At 69.2% G+C, this 14,488-nt stretch carries 12 protein-coding genes and 1 tRNA gene; 2 read left to right on the forward strand and 11 right to left on the reverse strand.

What is annotated here, in order from left to right:
* Positions 1-426: 426 nt before the first annotated feature.
* The 11 genes from yfmH to ACZ5UM_RS03870 all read right to left on the reverse strand — a co-directional run bounded on the left by yfmH (position 427) and on the right by ACZ5UM_RS03870 (position 13,312).
* Positions 427-1,713 carry an EF-P 5-aminopentanol modification-associated protein YfmH gene (gene yfmH / locus ACZ5UM_RS03820; protein ID WP_464847040.1) on the reverse strand — a complete coding sequence of 429 codons (1,287 nt, stop codon included), beginning with the start codon at positions 1,711-1,713 and terminating at the stop codon, positions 427-429.
* A gap of 3 nt (positions 1,714-1,716) precedes the next feature.
* Positions 1,717-3,000: an EF-P 5-aminopentanol modification-associated protein YfmF gene (gene yfmF, locus ACZ5UM_RS03825; protein ID WP_464847041.1), complete on the reverse strand. Its 1,284-nt coding sequence runs from the start codon at positions 2,998-3,000 to the stop codon at positions 1,717-1,719.
* Between the two features lie 21 nt (positions 3,001-3,021).
* On the reverse strand, positions 3,022-3,468 hold the full coding sequence (locus ACZ5UM_RS03830) for an NUDIX hydrolase (RefSeq protein ID WP_464847042.1): 447 nt from the start codon (positions 3,466-3,468) through the stop codon (positions 3,022-3,024).
* 62 nt (positions 3,469-3,530) lie between these two features.
* The gene (gene ftsH / locus ACZ5UM_RS03835) at positions 3,531-5,411 is read right to left on the reverse strand and encodes an ATP-dependent zinc metalloprotease FtsH (RefSeq protein WP_464847043.1); all 1,881 of its coding nucleotides are present in this window, start codon (positions 5,409-5,411) and stop codon (positions 3,531-3,533) included.
* A gap of 149 nt (positions 5,412-5,560) precedes the next feature.
* Positions 5,561-7,012 (reverse strand): tRNA lysidine(34) synthetase TilS, encoded by a 1,452-nt coding sequence (gene tilS / locus ACZ5UM_RS03840; RefSeq protein ID WP_464847044.1) that lies wholly within the window; start codon positions 7,010-7,012, stop codon positions 5,561-5,563.
* Between the two features lie 154 nt (positions 7,013-7,166).
* Positions 7,167-9,473 carry a SpoIIE family protein phosphatase gene (locus ACZ5UM_RS03845; RefSeq protein ID WP_464847045.1) on the reverse strand — a complete coding sequence of 769 codons (2,307 nt, stop codon included), beginning with the start codon at positions 9,471-9,473 and terminating at the stop codon, positions 7,167-7,169.
* A 153-nt stretch (positions 9,474-9,626) separates the two neighbouring features.
* Positions 9,627-9,702, reverse strand: a tRNA-Glu gene (locus tag ACZ5UM_RS03850).
* A 78-nt stretch (positions 9,703-9,780) separates the two neighbouring features.
* Positions 9,781-11,028, reverse strand: coding sequence for a molybdopterin molybdotransferase MoeA (locus ACZ5UM_RS03855; protein ID WP_464847046.1), 1,248 nt, complete (start codon positions 11,026-11,028; stop codon positions 9,781-9,783).
* A 49-nt stretch (positions 11,029-11,077) separates the two neighbouring features.
* Entirely contained in the window at positions 11,078-11,593 is a 516-nt protein-coding gene (gene mobB / locus ACZ5UM_RS03860; RefSeq protein WP_464847047.1) for a molybdopterin-guanine dinucleotide biosynthesis protein B, read from the reverse strand.
* A 136-nt stretch (positions 11,594-11,729) separates the two neighbouring features.
* Positions 11,730-12,539: an ABC transporter permease gene (locus tag ACZ5UM_RS03865; RefSeq protein WP_464847048.1), complete on the reverse strand. Its 810-nt coding sequence runs from the start codon at positions 12,537-12,539 to the stop codon at positions 11,730-11,732.
* Between the two features lie 2 nt (positions 12,540-12,541).
* A complete protein-coding gene (locus tag ACZ5UM_RS03870; protein ID WP_464847049.1) occupies positions 12,542-13,312 on the reverse strand; it encodes an ABC transporter permease in 771 nt (256 codons plus the stop codon).
* A 142-nt stretch (positions 13,313-13,454) separates the two neighbouring features.
* On the opposite strand from ACZ5UM_RS03870, the gene ACZ5UM_RS03875 reads away from it, so the two are divergent.
* Both ACZ5UM_RS03875 and ACZ5UM_RS03880 read left to right on the forward strand, forming a co-directional pair.
* Positions 13,455-13,919, forward strand: coding sequence for a chemotaxis protein CheX (locus ACZ5UM_RS03875; protein ID WP_464847050.1), 465 nt, complete (start codon positions 13,455-13,457; stop codon positions 13,917-13,919).
* Positions 13,920-13,948: 29 nt separating this feature from the next.
* Positions 13,949-14,377: a CBS domain-containing protein gene (locus ACZ5UM_RS03880; RefSeq protein ID WP_464847051.1), complete on the forward strand. Its 429-nt coding sequence runs from the start codon at positions 13,949-13,951 to the stop codon at positions 14,375-14,377.
* Positions 14,378-14,488: the final 111 nt, after the last annotated feature.

The raw sequence follows: 14,488 nt of genomic DNA on the forward strand, positions 1-14,488 counted from the left end.
TAATCCCGGGAGGCAAACGACTACGCTGTCGCTTTAAACCAGTCAAGGACAACAAAAAAGGGAGCCAGCGTCCCGTGGGGGGAGGACGCTGGCTACGGCAAAGGGGAGGGTTGTCCTCAACCCGTGGGGGCAGGCTGAGGACCGGAACAAAGGAGGGTGAGCGGTGGGTGATCCTCGGGTCGACCGACTGAATCGGTAGCTGCAATCTATCCAGGTCGACTACTGCGTCGCCAGCGGCTGATTGGGGGGTCAACCGCTGAACTTGGCCTCAGCCGACCCAAGTGATCGCCTACGCTTAGAGAATACCCCACAAGCAAACAATTGAAAATCCAACCTTCGGACTCTAATAGTCTACGCCTGGGACTACGCGGCACAGCCGACCATCCCCCGTCTGTGCTCTACATCCCCGCCCGCCGCGGAGCCCGCCTACTGGCGCGGTGCGATGATCGAAGTCGCCGCCAGGGCAGGATCGAAATGCTCACGGAGGCGGCGGTTGGCCGCGTCCGGCGTCAGCGACTGGAGGACAGGGATCCCGTCGAAGAACGCGATGTCCTTGAAGAACCCGTCGATGAACAGGTAGGAGATCCCCTCCAGGTCGTTCATCAGGTTGAGGAGGCGGCCCATCAGCTTGCGGCGCGCGCGCTCGAAGTCGGCCTCATCCACGCCCGCCGCCTGCGCCTCGGCCAGCCCGGCCAGGAGTTCGGCCTCCAGCCGCTCCGGGTCCGGCGTGGGTCCCGCCAGGTAGGTGTAGCCGAACGTGACCTCCGGCGCGTGTCCGAATCCGAAGCGCTGGTCGATCAGCCCGCTTTCGTAGAGCCGGGTATAGAGCGGCGAACCCCTGCCCACCAGGATGTCCAGCAGCATGGCGGTCAGCAGATCCCGCTCCAGCAAGGGCCGCCCCGTCAAGCCGACCTCCTTCTCCTTGAACCCCAGGCGGAAGATCGGCTGGCTGACCACCAGCTCCTGAACCCGCCGCCGCGCGGCGATGGCCTGGGGCTCCTCGGGCAGGCAGCGCACGATCGCCGGCTGGACGGGGTAGTCGCGGCGGGCGCAGGCCGCGCGGACCTGGTCGACCACCGCCCGGGGGTCCAGGTCGCCGGCGGCGAAGAGCACCATGTTGGAGGGGTGGTAGAAGATCCGGTGGCACAGGTAGAGCAGCTCCGGGTTGATCTGGCGGATCGACGCCACCGTGCCGGCAATGTCGAGCCGCACCGGGTGCCGGACGTACAGGGCCTCCATCAGGTTGGCGCTGGAGCGCCAGCCGGGATCGTCCAGGTACATCCGGATCTCCTGTTCGATGATCCCCTGCTCCCGGGCCACCGACTCCGGGGTGAACCAGGGCTCCTGCACGAAGTTCAGCAGCAGGTCGAGGCAGGCCTCGAAGTGGCCGGTCGTCGTGAAGTAGTACACGGTGTGGGTGTGCGTCGTGTAGGCGTTGACGTCCGCCCCCAGCTCCGCGAACCGGTCGGCCACGTTGCCTTCCGGCCCTTCGAAGAGCTTGTGCTCCAGGAAGTGCGCGATGCCATCCGGCACCTGCACCTGACGGCCCGACTGCGGATCGACGAAACAGCTGTCGACGGAGCCGTAGTGCACCGCTGCCCGGGCGGTGGACTGCCGGAAACCGGGCTTCACGAGCACAGCGACGGTGAGGCCGTTCTCCAGCCGCTCGATGTACAGCTCGTCCTGCAGGATGGGGTCGAACTGCTTCTCCACCGCTTACTCGCCCCCTTCCTTCCTGGTGAGCAGGTAGACCGTGTCGGGCGTGAAGTGGCGGGCTGCCTCCGCCACCTGCTCCCGCGTGACCTGCCGGTACCGCGCCACCCGCTCGTCGATGGAGAGATCGCGGCCGGAGAAGACCTGGTCCACCGCCAGCTCTGCCATGGCCCCGGGGCTGTCCGCCGCGCTCAGCATGTCGTTCACCAGCGTGGCCTTGGTCATCTCCAGCTCCGCCTCCGTCAGCGCCCCTTCCTGAAGCGCCTTCAGCTGCTCCAGCATGATCGCCCGGCAGCGCTCGGCATCAGCGAACTCCACGCCGGCGTACATGTACCCGACGCCCTTGACCGTCTCGATGGCCGAGTACGCGAAGTAGGCCAGCGAGTGCTTCTCCCGCACCTCCTGGAAGAGCTTGGAGTGGGAGAAGCCGCCGAGCACGCCGTTGGCCACCAGCATGGGGAAGTAGAGTTCGTCCCGCAGCGTGATCCCGGTGCGGAACCCGATGACCACGACCCCCTGGTTGACGTCCATCCGGTCGACCACCTCCCGCACCGGCCCGGCCGGCCGCCGCTTCACCAGGGTGTCGGGGAACCGGCGCTCCCCGGCCGGAATCGGGAGCCGCCGGGGCACCTCCTCCGCCAGCTGCGCGGGATCGACGTTGCCCAGGATGAAGATGTCCACCGGCGCCTCCGTCAGGACCCGCCGGTGGTGGTCGAGGAGGCGCTGCGGCGTGACCCCTTCGAGGTCCTCCACCCGCCCGAGCCGGTGCAGGGCGAAGGGCTCGCCCGCGCACATCTCGGCCGTGCAGCGCACCATCGCGTAGCGCCGCTTGTCATTGATCAGGCCCTCGATCATCTGCCGCAGGTTGGTCCGCTCCTGCTCGACGTAGTCGGGCCGGAACCCATCGCCGACGACCAGCGGGCGGGTGATGACGCTGGCCAGCACGTCCAGGCCGCGCAGCAGCAGCCCGTCCTCCCCCGGGATGTGCTGGTCGGCCGCTACCTCCAGCCGGAAGACGATCGACTGGACCTCCCCCCGGCGGGCGACGTCCACACTGAAGGCGGCGCCGTAAAGCTCGTCCAGGTGCCGGGAAAGCGCCGCCGTGCTGGGGAAGTCGGACGAGGCCCGCGCCAGCACCATCGGCAGCAGCGCGTTGTAGGTGGCCGTCACCGGCTCCAGGGGCATGTGGAAGTAGATGTAGACCGTGGTGGTCTTGAACTTCGTCGTCGGCTGCACGTAGAGGTTCACACCGTCCTGCAGGGGGAAGCGGGTGAAGTGATCCGCCAAAGGGAACCCTCCTTCCACACCCTAGTCTGCCCCGGCGCGGGGCGGCGCTTCCTGCCGGTCCCATTCCAGGCAGCGCTGCACCGCATCGGTGACGGGCAGCCCGCCCAGCTCCGACAGCGCCACCCAGCGGGCGTCGGCCGCATCGTCCGCCGCGGCGAGCCGGCCCCCGGCGGGACTTGCGGCAAAGTAGTGCACGACATAGTGATAGCGCACCCGCCCGGCCTCGTCCCGATCGATCGCGTCGATGTAGCCCAGGTAGCGCTCGACGGCCACCTCCAGCCCGGTCTCCTCCCGCACCTCCCGCAGGAGGGCCTGCTCCACCGTCTCGCCCAGCTCCACCCGGCCGCCCGGCAGTCCCCAGTACCCCTTCAGCGGCGGCGTGGCGCGCTTCACCAGGAGCAGCCGGTCTCCCTCCCGGATAAGGGCGTGGCAGGAAGGCATCGGGTAGCCAGCATATGCACGACCCATCGTTCATCCCCTTTCCTGCGAAAAACCCCCGCCATCTGCATGGCGGGGGCATGGGGCGTCATTCAGAACGCCGGGGCCACCTGAGAGGTACCGCCGCCGACCACCCGCGGCTTCACCGGCTCGGGCTTGGGACGGGGCGGCAGCACCTGCTCCAGCAGTTCCTGCAGCTCCTTTCCCTCCAGGGTCTCCTTCTCCATCAGGACCTCGGAGACCTTGTCCAGGGCTTCCCGGTGCTCGGTGAGGATGTCCAGCGCCCGCTGATAGGCCATGTGGACGAACTTGCGCACCTCTTCGTCGATCAGCCCGGCGACTTCCTCGGAGTAGTTGCGCAGCCGGGTCATGTCACGGGCGAGGAAGACCTCGTCCTGCTTCATGCCGTAGGTGAGCGGGCCGAGCTTCTCGCTCATGCCCCACTCGGTCACCATCCGGCGGGCCATCTGGGTCGTGCGCTCGATGTCATCCTGCGCACCGCTGGTGATCTCGCCGAAGGTGATCTCCTCCGCGGCCCGGCCACCCAGGGCCATGGTCATGCGGTCGAGAACCTCCGACTTGGAGATATTGTAGCGGTCCTCCACCGGCAGGAACATGGTGTATCCCATGGCCCGGCCGCGGGGGATGATCGTGATCTTGTGGAGCGGATCCATGTGGGGGAGCATGTGGCCGACGATGGCGTGCCCGGCCTCGTGATAGGCCGTGACCCGCTTCTCCTTCTCGGAGATGACCCGGGATTTCTTCTCCGGCCCGCCGGCCAGCACCCGGTCGATGGCGTCCTCCACGTCCTGCATGGAGATCTTCTTCTTGCGCCGCCGTGCGGCCAGAAGCGCCGCCTCGTTCATCACGTTGGCGATGTCCGCGCCGGTGAAGCCCGGGGTGCGCTTGGCCAGGACCTCCAGGTCGACGTCGGGCTCCAGCGGCTTGCCCTTGGCGTGCACCTGGAAGATCGCCAGCCGCCCCTTCAGGTCAGGCCGGTCGATGACGATCTGCCGGTCGAAGCGGCCCGGCCGGAGCAGGGCCGGATCGAGCACGTCAGGGCGGTTGGTGGCGGCGATGATGATGATGCCCTCGTTGGCCGAGAACCCATCCATCTCCACGAGCAGCTGGTTCAGCGTCTGCTCCCGCTCGTCGTGCCCGCCGCCGTACCCCGCGCCCCGCTGGCGGCCCACGGCGTCGATCTCGTCGATGAACACGATGCACGGCGAGTTCTTCTTCGCCTGCTCAAACAGATCCCGCACGCGGCTGGCGCCGACGCCGACGAACATCTCCACGAAGTCGGAGCCGGAGATGGAGAAGAACGGAACGCCCGCCTCGCCGGCGACCGCCTTGGCCAGCAGGGTCTTGCCGGTGCCAGGCGGCCCGTAGAGCAGCACGCCCTTGGGAATGCGGGCGCCCAGCTCCAGGTACCGCTTCGGGTGCTTGAGGAAGTCGACGATCTCCGCGAGCTCCTCCTTCACCTCTTCGATGCCGGCCACGTCGTCAAACGTAACCCGCTTCCGGTCGTCGGTCACCAGGCGCGCCCGGCTCTTGCCGAACTGCATCACCCGGTTCCCGGACCCCTGAGTCTGCTGCATGATGAAGAAGAACGCGAGCAGCACCAGCACGACGGGCACCAGGGTCTGCAGGAGAAGCGACCAGATGCCTGCCGTGTTGTCCTGCCGGAAGTCCACCTTGATTTCGGGACGCTCCTGCAGCATCTCCACCAGCGGCGCCTGCGTGGACCCCTGGGGCAGGTCGACGGTGAACTTCTCGCCAGTGACGAGCTCACCCTCAGCGTAAGAGCCGCTCAGGGTTATGCTCTTGACTTCCCCCCTCTGGATGTAGCTGACCAGGTCAGAATACACCAGGCGGGTGGTCTGCTGACCGGTCGCCCCCAGCTGGACGGCGATCGCCACCGAGACGACCAGAATCAGCATATAAAAGGCAAGACTGCGAAATAGCTTGTTCAAGTCTGCCGGGCCCCTCCTTCCGCAGGGCTATCGCCACAGGGCGAAGAGAGATACTCCTCTTCCATGCATTGAGTCGGCTGTAAGGCCGAAAAAGATACTTGTTCAGTGTACCATATTCAACTGACCGGAGCAACCTGCGCAAGCGGGGTTCAGCCGTCATGAGGAGGCGCCGAAGGCCGCCGCACGACCACCCGCAGCGCGGCGCGCGTCCTTGCGCCGGCCCTGAACCGGCGGTCCCGCCTCACTCCGGGCACCCAGATTACAGTATCGCCCGCGAGGAGGAGCGGCAGACCATCCCGCTGGTCCCGCGGGACCTTGGCGTCTACCAGGATGTCCTGAAGTTTCTTCGAACCCTCCATGCCCACGGGCCAGAGCCGGTCGCCCGGCCGCCGCGTGCGCACCGCGAGCGGCCCCGGCAGCCGGTCCCGGTCAAACCATTCCTCGTCGGGCGGCAGGTGTGCGGGCATGGCAGACGCCGGCGCGACCTCCACAGACACCGTCAATCCCAGGGCGGGAATCGGCGTGACACCTGGCGCGGCCACGGGCCAGACCTGCGTCCCCAGCGCCTCGCCCGATGCGTCCGCCGGCGCCGAAGCCCGGGCGAAACGGCAGCGGCCGTAGGCCACGGTAAGCCGAACCCCCTGCGGAAGGTCCAGTGCGTGCGTGCCGTCCGTCCGGCCGGCCAGCTCCAGGGCGCGGAGCACGGCGGAGAGGCCGGGGCCGTAGGGCGAGCCGCTCACCCGCTGCACGGCCATGCGGACCACCCGCCGGGCCAGGGCCGGCGGCTCCTGCAGCAGCCGCGGCCCGTCCAGTTCAATCACCAGATTCCCTGGCGCCGCCTCGACCTCCTGCCAGCGGCAGCGGGCGGCGGCCTCCCGTGCGAGGTCCGTCAGCAGGCGGTCCTCTTCCCGCAGCACATCGGCCGCCTGGGCGAGGTTGTCCACCACCGCCTCCCCGAACCGCTCCGTCAGGAGGGGCAGCAGCTCCAGCCGGATCCGGTTGCGCGTGAAGTCGGGTTCCAGGTTCGTGGCATCGAGCCGGGGGGTGAGCCCGTGGGCGCGGCAGTACGCCAGGATCTCCTGCCGGGAAACCCCGAGCAGCGGCCGGATGATGACGAGCCCACCGTCCCGCCGCACCGGCGGAATCCCGGCGAGGCCGGTCGTGCCGCTGCCGCGGAGGAGCCGCATCAGCACCGTTTCGGCCTGATCGTTCCGGTTGTGGCCTGTAGCGGCCCGCTGCGCCCCGATGGTGCGCGCCAGGCGCGCCATCTCCGCATACCGCCTCCGGCGGGCGTTGGCCTCCAGCGACCCCGGCAGGCGCTCCAGCTCGCCCGGCTGCAGCGCCACCGTGGTCAGGGGCAGCGACAGCGCCCGGGCCAGGTCGGCCACGAACGCCGCGTCGGCCCGCGAGGCGTCGCCGCGCAGGCCGTGTTCCATGTGGAACAGGTGCAGGGAAAGCCTCCACTCCGGGGCGAGGCGGTGCAGCACGTGGGTGAGGGCCAGCGAGTCCGCGCCCCCGGAGACGGCGATGATCACCCGGTCTCCCGGCTCAAGCATTCCGTGCCGGACCACATAGTCGCGCACCCGATCCAGAAGCGGCATGCGGCCACCCCCTTCCCACGCCAATCCCCGGCCCCGGTGCCGATTCCCGTTTCGACACCGGCCGGGGATTCCCTTCTGCTGCCCCCGCGCCCGGCCATGGCCGGGCGGAGTGCGGCCCGCAGGCGCCGGGGCCTGTCCGGGCCGCGCCCCTCCTTCACCGCCTCTGCATGCGTCTGGAGCGGCTGCCGGCGGCGCCGCCGCGCGGCGCGGGCTGCGCCGGCACCCACTCGCCGGTCGGCTTCGGCCGCGGCTGCGGCTGCGCGCCGTCCGCCACCGCGATCCGCGCGACCACCACGGTAAGGTCGTCCTCCGGCGCCGGCGTCAGCGTGAGGGCGCGGGCCAGCACCCGCTCGGCCACCTCCTCGGGATCTGTGCTCTGCTCCCGGCTCAGGAAATCCAGCAGCCAGCGTTCCTTGTCCGGATCGTCGCGGGCCGCGTCCAGGATGCCGTCGCTGACCATCACGACCAGGTCGCCGTCCCCCAGCGTGCGCCGCTCGGGATCCACCTCCACCTCCGTGACGATGCCCGCGGGCACGGCGGAGACCCGCACGACCGTGACGTCGCGGCCGCGCTTGATGAAGCTGGGCGCTGCCCCGACCTTGACGAACTCGGCCTGGCCCGTGGCCAGGTCCAGCAGGGCCAGGTCCAGGGTGGCGAACGTGTCTCCCGGCCCCCGCAACAGGAGGACAGAGTTCACCGTCCTCACGGCCACTTCCGCGTTGAACCCGGCGTCCAGCAACTGCTGCAGCAGGCGGACGGACTCGCCGGACTGCACCGCCGCCTCCCGGCCCACGCCCATCCCGTCGCTCAGGGCCAGCAGGTACCGCCCGCCCGAGAGCGAGCAGGCGACGGCCGAGTCGCCCGAGATGTGGCCCCCGCGCTTGGGCAGGCGCGCCACGGCAGAAGTGACCCGGAAGACCGCGGGCAGGGCGGGGCGGTTCCGCCCCCCCTCCGCGATTTCCTCCGCCATCCGGTCCAGCATGCGCGCGACGTTGTGGATGTACTCGCCGGCGATGGCCCTGCCCTCCTCCAGGCGGCGGGCGAGCGCACGGTCGGTCCGGTCCAGGTCGTACAGGTGGTTTAGGGTCACGGCGACCTGGACGGGGTGGATGCACCGCTGCTCCAGGGCAGGCGGCAGCGGGGCCAGCGGCAGGGGCCCCTGATCCTCAATCTGCCGCCAGAGTTCGCCCATCAGCTCCCGGGTCGCCTCCGCATCCTTCTCCCAGCACTGCGCCCGCATCGAGCATGACTGGCAGACCTGCCCGGTCAGCGAGCGCAGTCGCCGCTCCACCGCCGGCTCGGGCCCGGTGCGCACCGCGGCGACCTGGGTATACGTGCGCTGGATCTCCCTGAGCACCTGCGCCATGGCGGACAGCCGCTCTCGCGCGCCGGCCGCGGCGCCCTCGTCCTGCGGAGCGGCCTCCCTGGCCTGTGGCTCAGGACGCCCGCTCTGCAGGGACGCAGCCAGCCGCTCGACCCAGGCGGAGGGGACTAGCCAGAACAGCAGCGTCGCGGCGCCCGCGGAGAGGACCAGCGCCTCCAGGACGGCCCCCTGGCCCTGGGTCGCCATGCTGTACGAAAGGAACCCCAGCGCGTACGCCAGGCCCACGCCCGCCTTCTTCAGGTCGCGGAACGCCCCGCCCAGGAACCCGGCCACCACGTAGGCCATCGCCTGGCTGTCGGCCAGCGCCGAGCCGGTCCACATCGCCGGGACGGGTGGATTGGCCAGCACGGCGAGAAACGACGACATGCCGATTACCGCTCCGGCGGCCGCGCCCCAGCCCATGCCGCCCGCGTGGGCGCAGAGCAGCACGGCCAGCCCGGCGAAGGCGCCGTGGAGGGAGACCCGCCCCCACAGGGTCAGGTCCTGCAGGCCGGTCAGGGCCGAGGCCAGCAGAATGATGGCGGGGACCGGCAGATCCAGCGCCGTGCTCTCCTTCCAGCGCCCCTGGGCAAGGTCCGTAACGGCCAGCGTGTAGATAAGCGCCAGCACACCGGTGAGGCTGGCCCAGAACGTCAGCTGCACGGTGCTGACCGCGGGGTCCTGGAACAGCCCCTGCCCCGCGGCCGCGGCTGCCGCGAGCACGGCCGCGATGAGCGCACTGTGCGGCCGGCTCACCTGCGTGAACCCGGCCAGCGCGTGGACCGCGCCGACGGCCGCGGCCGTGGTGGCGAACACGGAGAGCGGCTGCACCAGGGCTGCGCCGCCCAGGAGCGCGAGGGCGACGGGAACGGACGCGAATCCGCCGAACCCGGCTGCCCGGACCGCCGTGTAGAACGCGATGGCGAACGGAGCCACGGGGCTGACGGGCTGCGCCCGGCCCAGCAGAAACGCAAGGAGCAGCCCGGCCCAGGGCAGCGGATGCCAGAGCCCGGAGAGGCGGCCCTTCAGCCGCTCCGGGAGGCGCCTCCACCCCCTGCCGGCGGGATCGGTACGGTCAGGCGATGATGGGAATGCCACGCGATCACCCTCTGCAGGCGATGTTGCAGCATCCAGTGTAGCGCAATGGGCTTGTCGGAATCTGTAGAATTTTGTAAGTCCCGCCCACATTTTCCATCCCGCGCGCGAAGAACACCCGGCACTGGCCGCTGCCAGCGCCGGGCGCCTTCCGAATGGCGACCCCAACGGGATTCGAACCCGTGCCGCCACCGTGAAAGGGTGGTGTCCTAGGCCTCTAGACGATGGGGTCAACATCTGAGGCTAGCTTAGCTTATCAAAGAATGCGGCACGGCGTCAAGTAGTCGGCTTATTCCAGCGGTTCCCGCATTCAGACGTCTCCCCTGGGCGGCGGCACAAACACGTCCGCATCGTCCTGCAGCAGCGCGCGCACCCGGGTGCCGGCCGGCATGGGCTCCGCGTGCGCCGGGATGACCGCGTAGGCGTTCGCCCGGGTCATCGAGCTCAGCACGCCGGCCCGCTGGGCCATGCTCGTGTCGAGCCGGATCTCCCCGTCAGGCCCGTTGTACGCCCGGGCCCGCAGGTACCGGGTGATCCCCGCCTTCTTCAGCACCGGCTGGTCCAGAATGCCTTCCGCGGCCCGCAGGCCCAGGCGGCGCCGGCCCAGCAGGTGGTCCAGCAGGGGGCGCACCAGCAGGTCGAAGTCCGTGATCGCCGCCGCCGGGTTGCCGGAGAGCCCGATGAGCAGCCGGCCGTCCACCACGCCGGCGCACACCGGGGTGCCGGGCTTGATGCTGACCCGCCAGAAGAGCTGCTCCGCCCCCATGATGGTCAGCGCCTCCCGCACCACGTCGAACTGGCCCACCGACACGCCGCCGGTGGTCAGGATCAGGTCGCAGCCCGCAGACTCCCGCAGCGTACCCGCGATGACCTCCGTCGCGTCGCGGGCGACCCCGAGCAGGATGGGGATGCCGCCTGCGGCGCGCACCAGCGCGGCGACGCCGGGGCTGTTGGAGTTGCGGATCTGTCCCGGGCCCGGTGTCTCGTGCGGCGGCACCAGCTCATCGCCCGTACTCAGAATGGCGACCCTCGGGCGGGCGAAGACGGGCACTTCCAGGATGCCCAGGGCGGCCAGGAGGTTGATCTCCGGCGGCCGGACCGGGTGGCCGGCCTCCAGGATGAGCTCCCCTTCCCGCACATCCTCCCCGATCGGCGCGACGTTCTCCATGGGCGGCACGTGGCGGAAGATCCGGACACCCTCGGGGGTCACCCGCACCTCCTCGAGCCGGATGACCGCGTCGGCGCCGGGCGGCACCGCACCACCGGTCATAATGGCCGCCGTGGTGCCCGGGGCCAGTTCGGCCTCCTGGGGGTGCCCGGCCGGAATCACCCCGGCCAGCCGGAGGGTCACCGGATGCTCGCGCGTCGCGCCCCGGGTGTCCTCGGAGCGGACGGCGTAGCCATCCATGCCCGACCGGCGGAAGGCGGGCAGCGGTTCGGGCGCCCGCAGGTCCTCCGCCAGAATCAGCCCGAGCGCGTCTTCCAGCGGGACCCGCTCCACCCGCCGGGGCGGCGCGCGGTGCAGCAGAAGCGCCAAGGCCTCCTCAACCCGAAGCATGGCGGTCCCCCCTCAGCGGTTCCTTCGGCCCGATTCGCTGCAGCATGCGCTACCCCTCCTGCCGGCGGAGCAACCGCTCCTCCACGAAATCCGCGATCGCTGCGATGTCGTTCCAGTCAAACCGGGGCAGGCTGGTCTCCACAGGCAGGTCCCCCGCAACGGCCATCAGGGTGGGATCGTCCCCGCAGAGCAGCCGGCCCTCGTTCCGGACGCTGCTGAAAATCTCGATCTTGGGGAACCGCTCCCGCTTGAAACCCTCGGTGATCACCAGATCCACCGGGCCCAGGAGCGCGATGGCATCCGCGGTGGTGAAGCCCCCGTCCGGCACCGACCGCACCAGCCCGATCTGCCCGGGGCCGACGATGCACACAGCCTTGGCGCCGGCCTGCCGGTGCCTCCAGGTGTCCTTTCCTTCATGGTCCATCTGGAAGCCGTGAACATCGTGCTTCAGCGTTCCCACCTGCCACCCGCGGCGGGTCAGCTCCGCGACCAGCCGCTCCACCAGGGTGGTCTTGCCGCACTTCCCGCATCCCACGATCGAGAGCACAGGGGGACTGGCCGTCATCAGACACTTCGCCTCCCGAGTTTGCGTCAGGTTCATCATACCCGGAATCCGGCACCCCAGCCATCGGGCGCGGGGGGGTGGCGGCGTAGCACCAAATGGGGGTCTGCGCGCATGGACCCGGACGGGTCCGCTCGGGTCAGTTCCCCGTGCTCGTGTACCGGCGCGTGCCGAACTGCCAGAAGCGGTACGCCGCGCTCAGGCTGACCACGCCGATGAGGGGTGTCGCCCAGGCCAGGAGCGGCACCGGCAGCTCGTTCACCCGGTCGAGCAGCACGTGCGCGGGGAAGTAATTAATGAAAGCAAACGGCATCAGCACCGTCAGGACGACCTGAATGGCGCGGTGGTAGATGGAGATCGGGTAGTTGATCAGCTGACGGGCCGGGAACACCAGGCTCCAGTAGAAGGTGTAGGTGCGGGTGGTCCAGAACGAAATCGTCGCGACGCACACCATGGCGGCGCCGAGGATCATGGCCCCGCCCAGCGCCGTGAGCAGCAGGTACGCGAGCTTCACGGCCGTCAGCCGGATGCCGGCCACCTGCACGGCGAAGAGGAACGCGGCGACCGAGAAGACGAACTGCCCCATCCCCGCGATGGGCGACTGGGTGCTCAGGACCGTCAGCAGCGGGTTGATGGGCCGGAGCAGCGCCCGGTCGTAGAAGCCCCTGCGCACCTGGTCCTCGAAGGAGACCATGCTCCAGAAGACGGAAACGGCGAAGCCCCAGGCCAGAATGGCCAGCGCATACAGCAGGACGATCTCCTCGAACCGCCACCCGCCCACGGATGTAAACCGCTGGGTCAGCCAGTACAGGGCGATGAACTGCCCGCCGTAGGTCAGGACCATGCTCATGAGGTGCGCGAAGAAGTTCACCCGGTACTGCATCTGCGACCGGGCCTGGGCCATCGCCATGCGCCAGTAGCAGGACAGGTTATGCCCCAGTTCGCCCACCGCTATCCCCCCTGCATCGTCAGTTTCCGCTGTCCGGCGTGCCACATGCCGGCCACGGCGCCGCAGCCGACCAGGGCCCAGAAGGCCTGCAGCCCGAGTGCCTGCCACAGCTCCGGGCCGCTCAGCGTTCCCGCGAGGATCGCAGACGGAACGAAGAAGGTTCCGGCAAACGGCAGGTACGCCGCCAGGGCCCCGACCCACGCGGGCAGGTAGTAGAGCGGGACGAACTCGCCGGAGAAGAGCCAGCTGAACAGGTCCCACAGGTTCTCGGCCTCGTTGAACTGGGTGGTCCAGAGGGCAATCAGCGTCAGCGCCACCTGGAAGCCGGCGGCGACCACCCAGCCCAGGAGCGCGCTGCCGGCAAACAGCAGCACAGCCGAGAGGCCGGGTGCCCCGAGCCCGAACGCCAGCCAGATGACCACGTAGACCGGCAGCGACCGCAGGGTGCGGAAAAGCGACCGGCCCAGGAAGTCGCCCAGGATGCGTACCGGCAGGGGCACGGGTTTGATCAGCTCCAGCCCCACGTCGCCCATGCGGAACTTCTCGGCGATCTCCCAGGTGGGCAGCATCAGCAGATCGGAAAGGACGCGGGTCGCGACCACGTAGCGCATCTGGTGCTGCAGTGCAGCGGGATCATCCCGCAGCAGTGCCGTCCAGATGCCTGCAAAGAGCACGAACCAGATGAGGCCGGAGGCAATGCCCATCCAGCCCTCCACCTTATAGGCCGCCTGTTGGCGGAATCCCTGCGCCACAAAGGCTGCGAAGGCGCCCATGTGCGCCAGAGCCCCCCTTCGAAATGGTGGTCCCCCAATGCCACCCTCATCGTTTCGCTGTCCACTCCGTGCGGCCCTCCCAGAAGGACTCTTCATTCCCCCTGTGGAAAGTTTGAGGTATGCCGAGACGGAGGTTCGCGCGATGAAGCTGGAAGTCGTCAATGCGTTCTTGGCTGCTGCTCGTCACAGTCTGTCCCAGGAGTTGCAGTCGGAGATCAAGCGAGTCGGTCTGTTCGTGGACCCCTCGGAAAACACGATCGACGAGGTCGTCATCTACCTGTCGTTTGTCGGTCAGGTGCGGGGCACAATGCTGCTTGGGCTTGACCTTTCCACCGCCCGGAAGATCGCCTCGGCCATGGTCAGCGAACCGCTCACCGAGCTCACGGAGATGGGGCTGTCCGCCCTGGCGGAACTGGGCAACCTGGTGGCGGGCGGCACCTGCATCGAGCTGGAGAAGCTCGGCCTGTCGGCCGACATCTCCCCGCCCACCATCATGATCGGCGCGCGCTCCCGCATCTCCACCCTGGGGATCAGCCGCGTCGTGCTTCCCCTGGCCACCCGGCACGGCAGACTCAACCTGCACGTGGCGGTAGACGTGGCGGCCTGATCGTCAGAAGCGAAGGAGCGTGCAGCAGAATGACCCTGGTCCGCGATCTCATGGTTCAGGTCGAGCCGGTCTCGCCGAACGATCCGATCTTCGTGGCGCTCGAGTCGATGCGCAGACAGAAGACCACGTTCGTGCCCGTGGTGCGGCCGGACGGCACCCTCCACGGCCTCGTCACGGAGGGCGACCTGGTGCGCCTGGTGTATCGCGCCACGCGCGAACGCAGCGAGACGGTCCCGCACTGGATCAAAGGCGCCGGCCGCCAGGTCCTCCGGGTACAGCCGCTGCAGGAGGTCGTGACCCGGGAACTGGACACCATCGGCCCGGACAGCACCCTGGAGGACGCCGCCGAGCTGATGGTGCGCAACCACCGCAAGGTGCTGCCGGTGCTGGTCGACGGCCGGCCGGTGGGCTACCTCCTGCGGTCCGCCGTCGTCGACCGGATCTTCGGGCAGCAGTGATCTTCCCGTGCATCCCCGGCCCCCTCGCCGTGCGAGGGGGCCTTTGCCTGTTGTGCAGGGTAGAGCAAAGGTGCCCCGCCTTCGCGGTGACTAGGACAGACGGACTATAAA

The organism is Symbiobacterium ostreiconchae, from assembly GCF_055396975.1.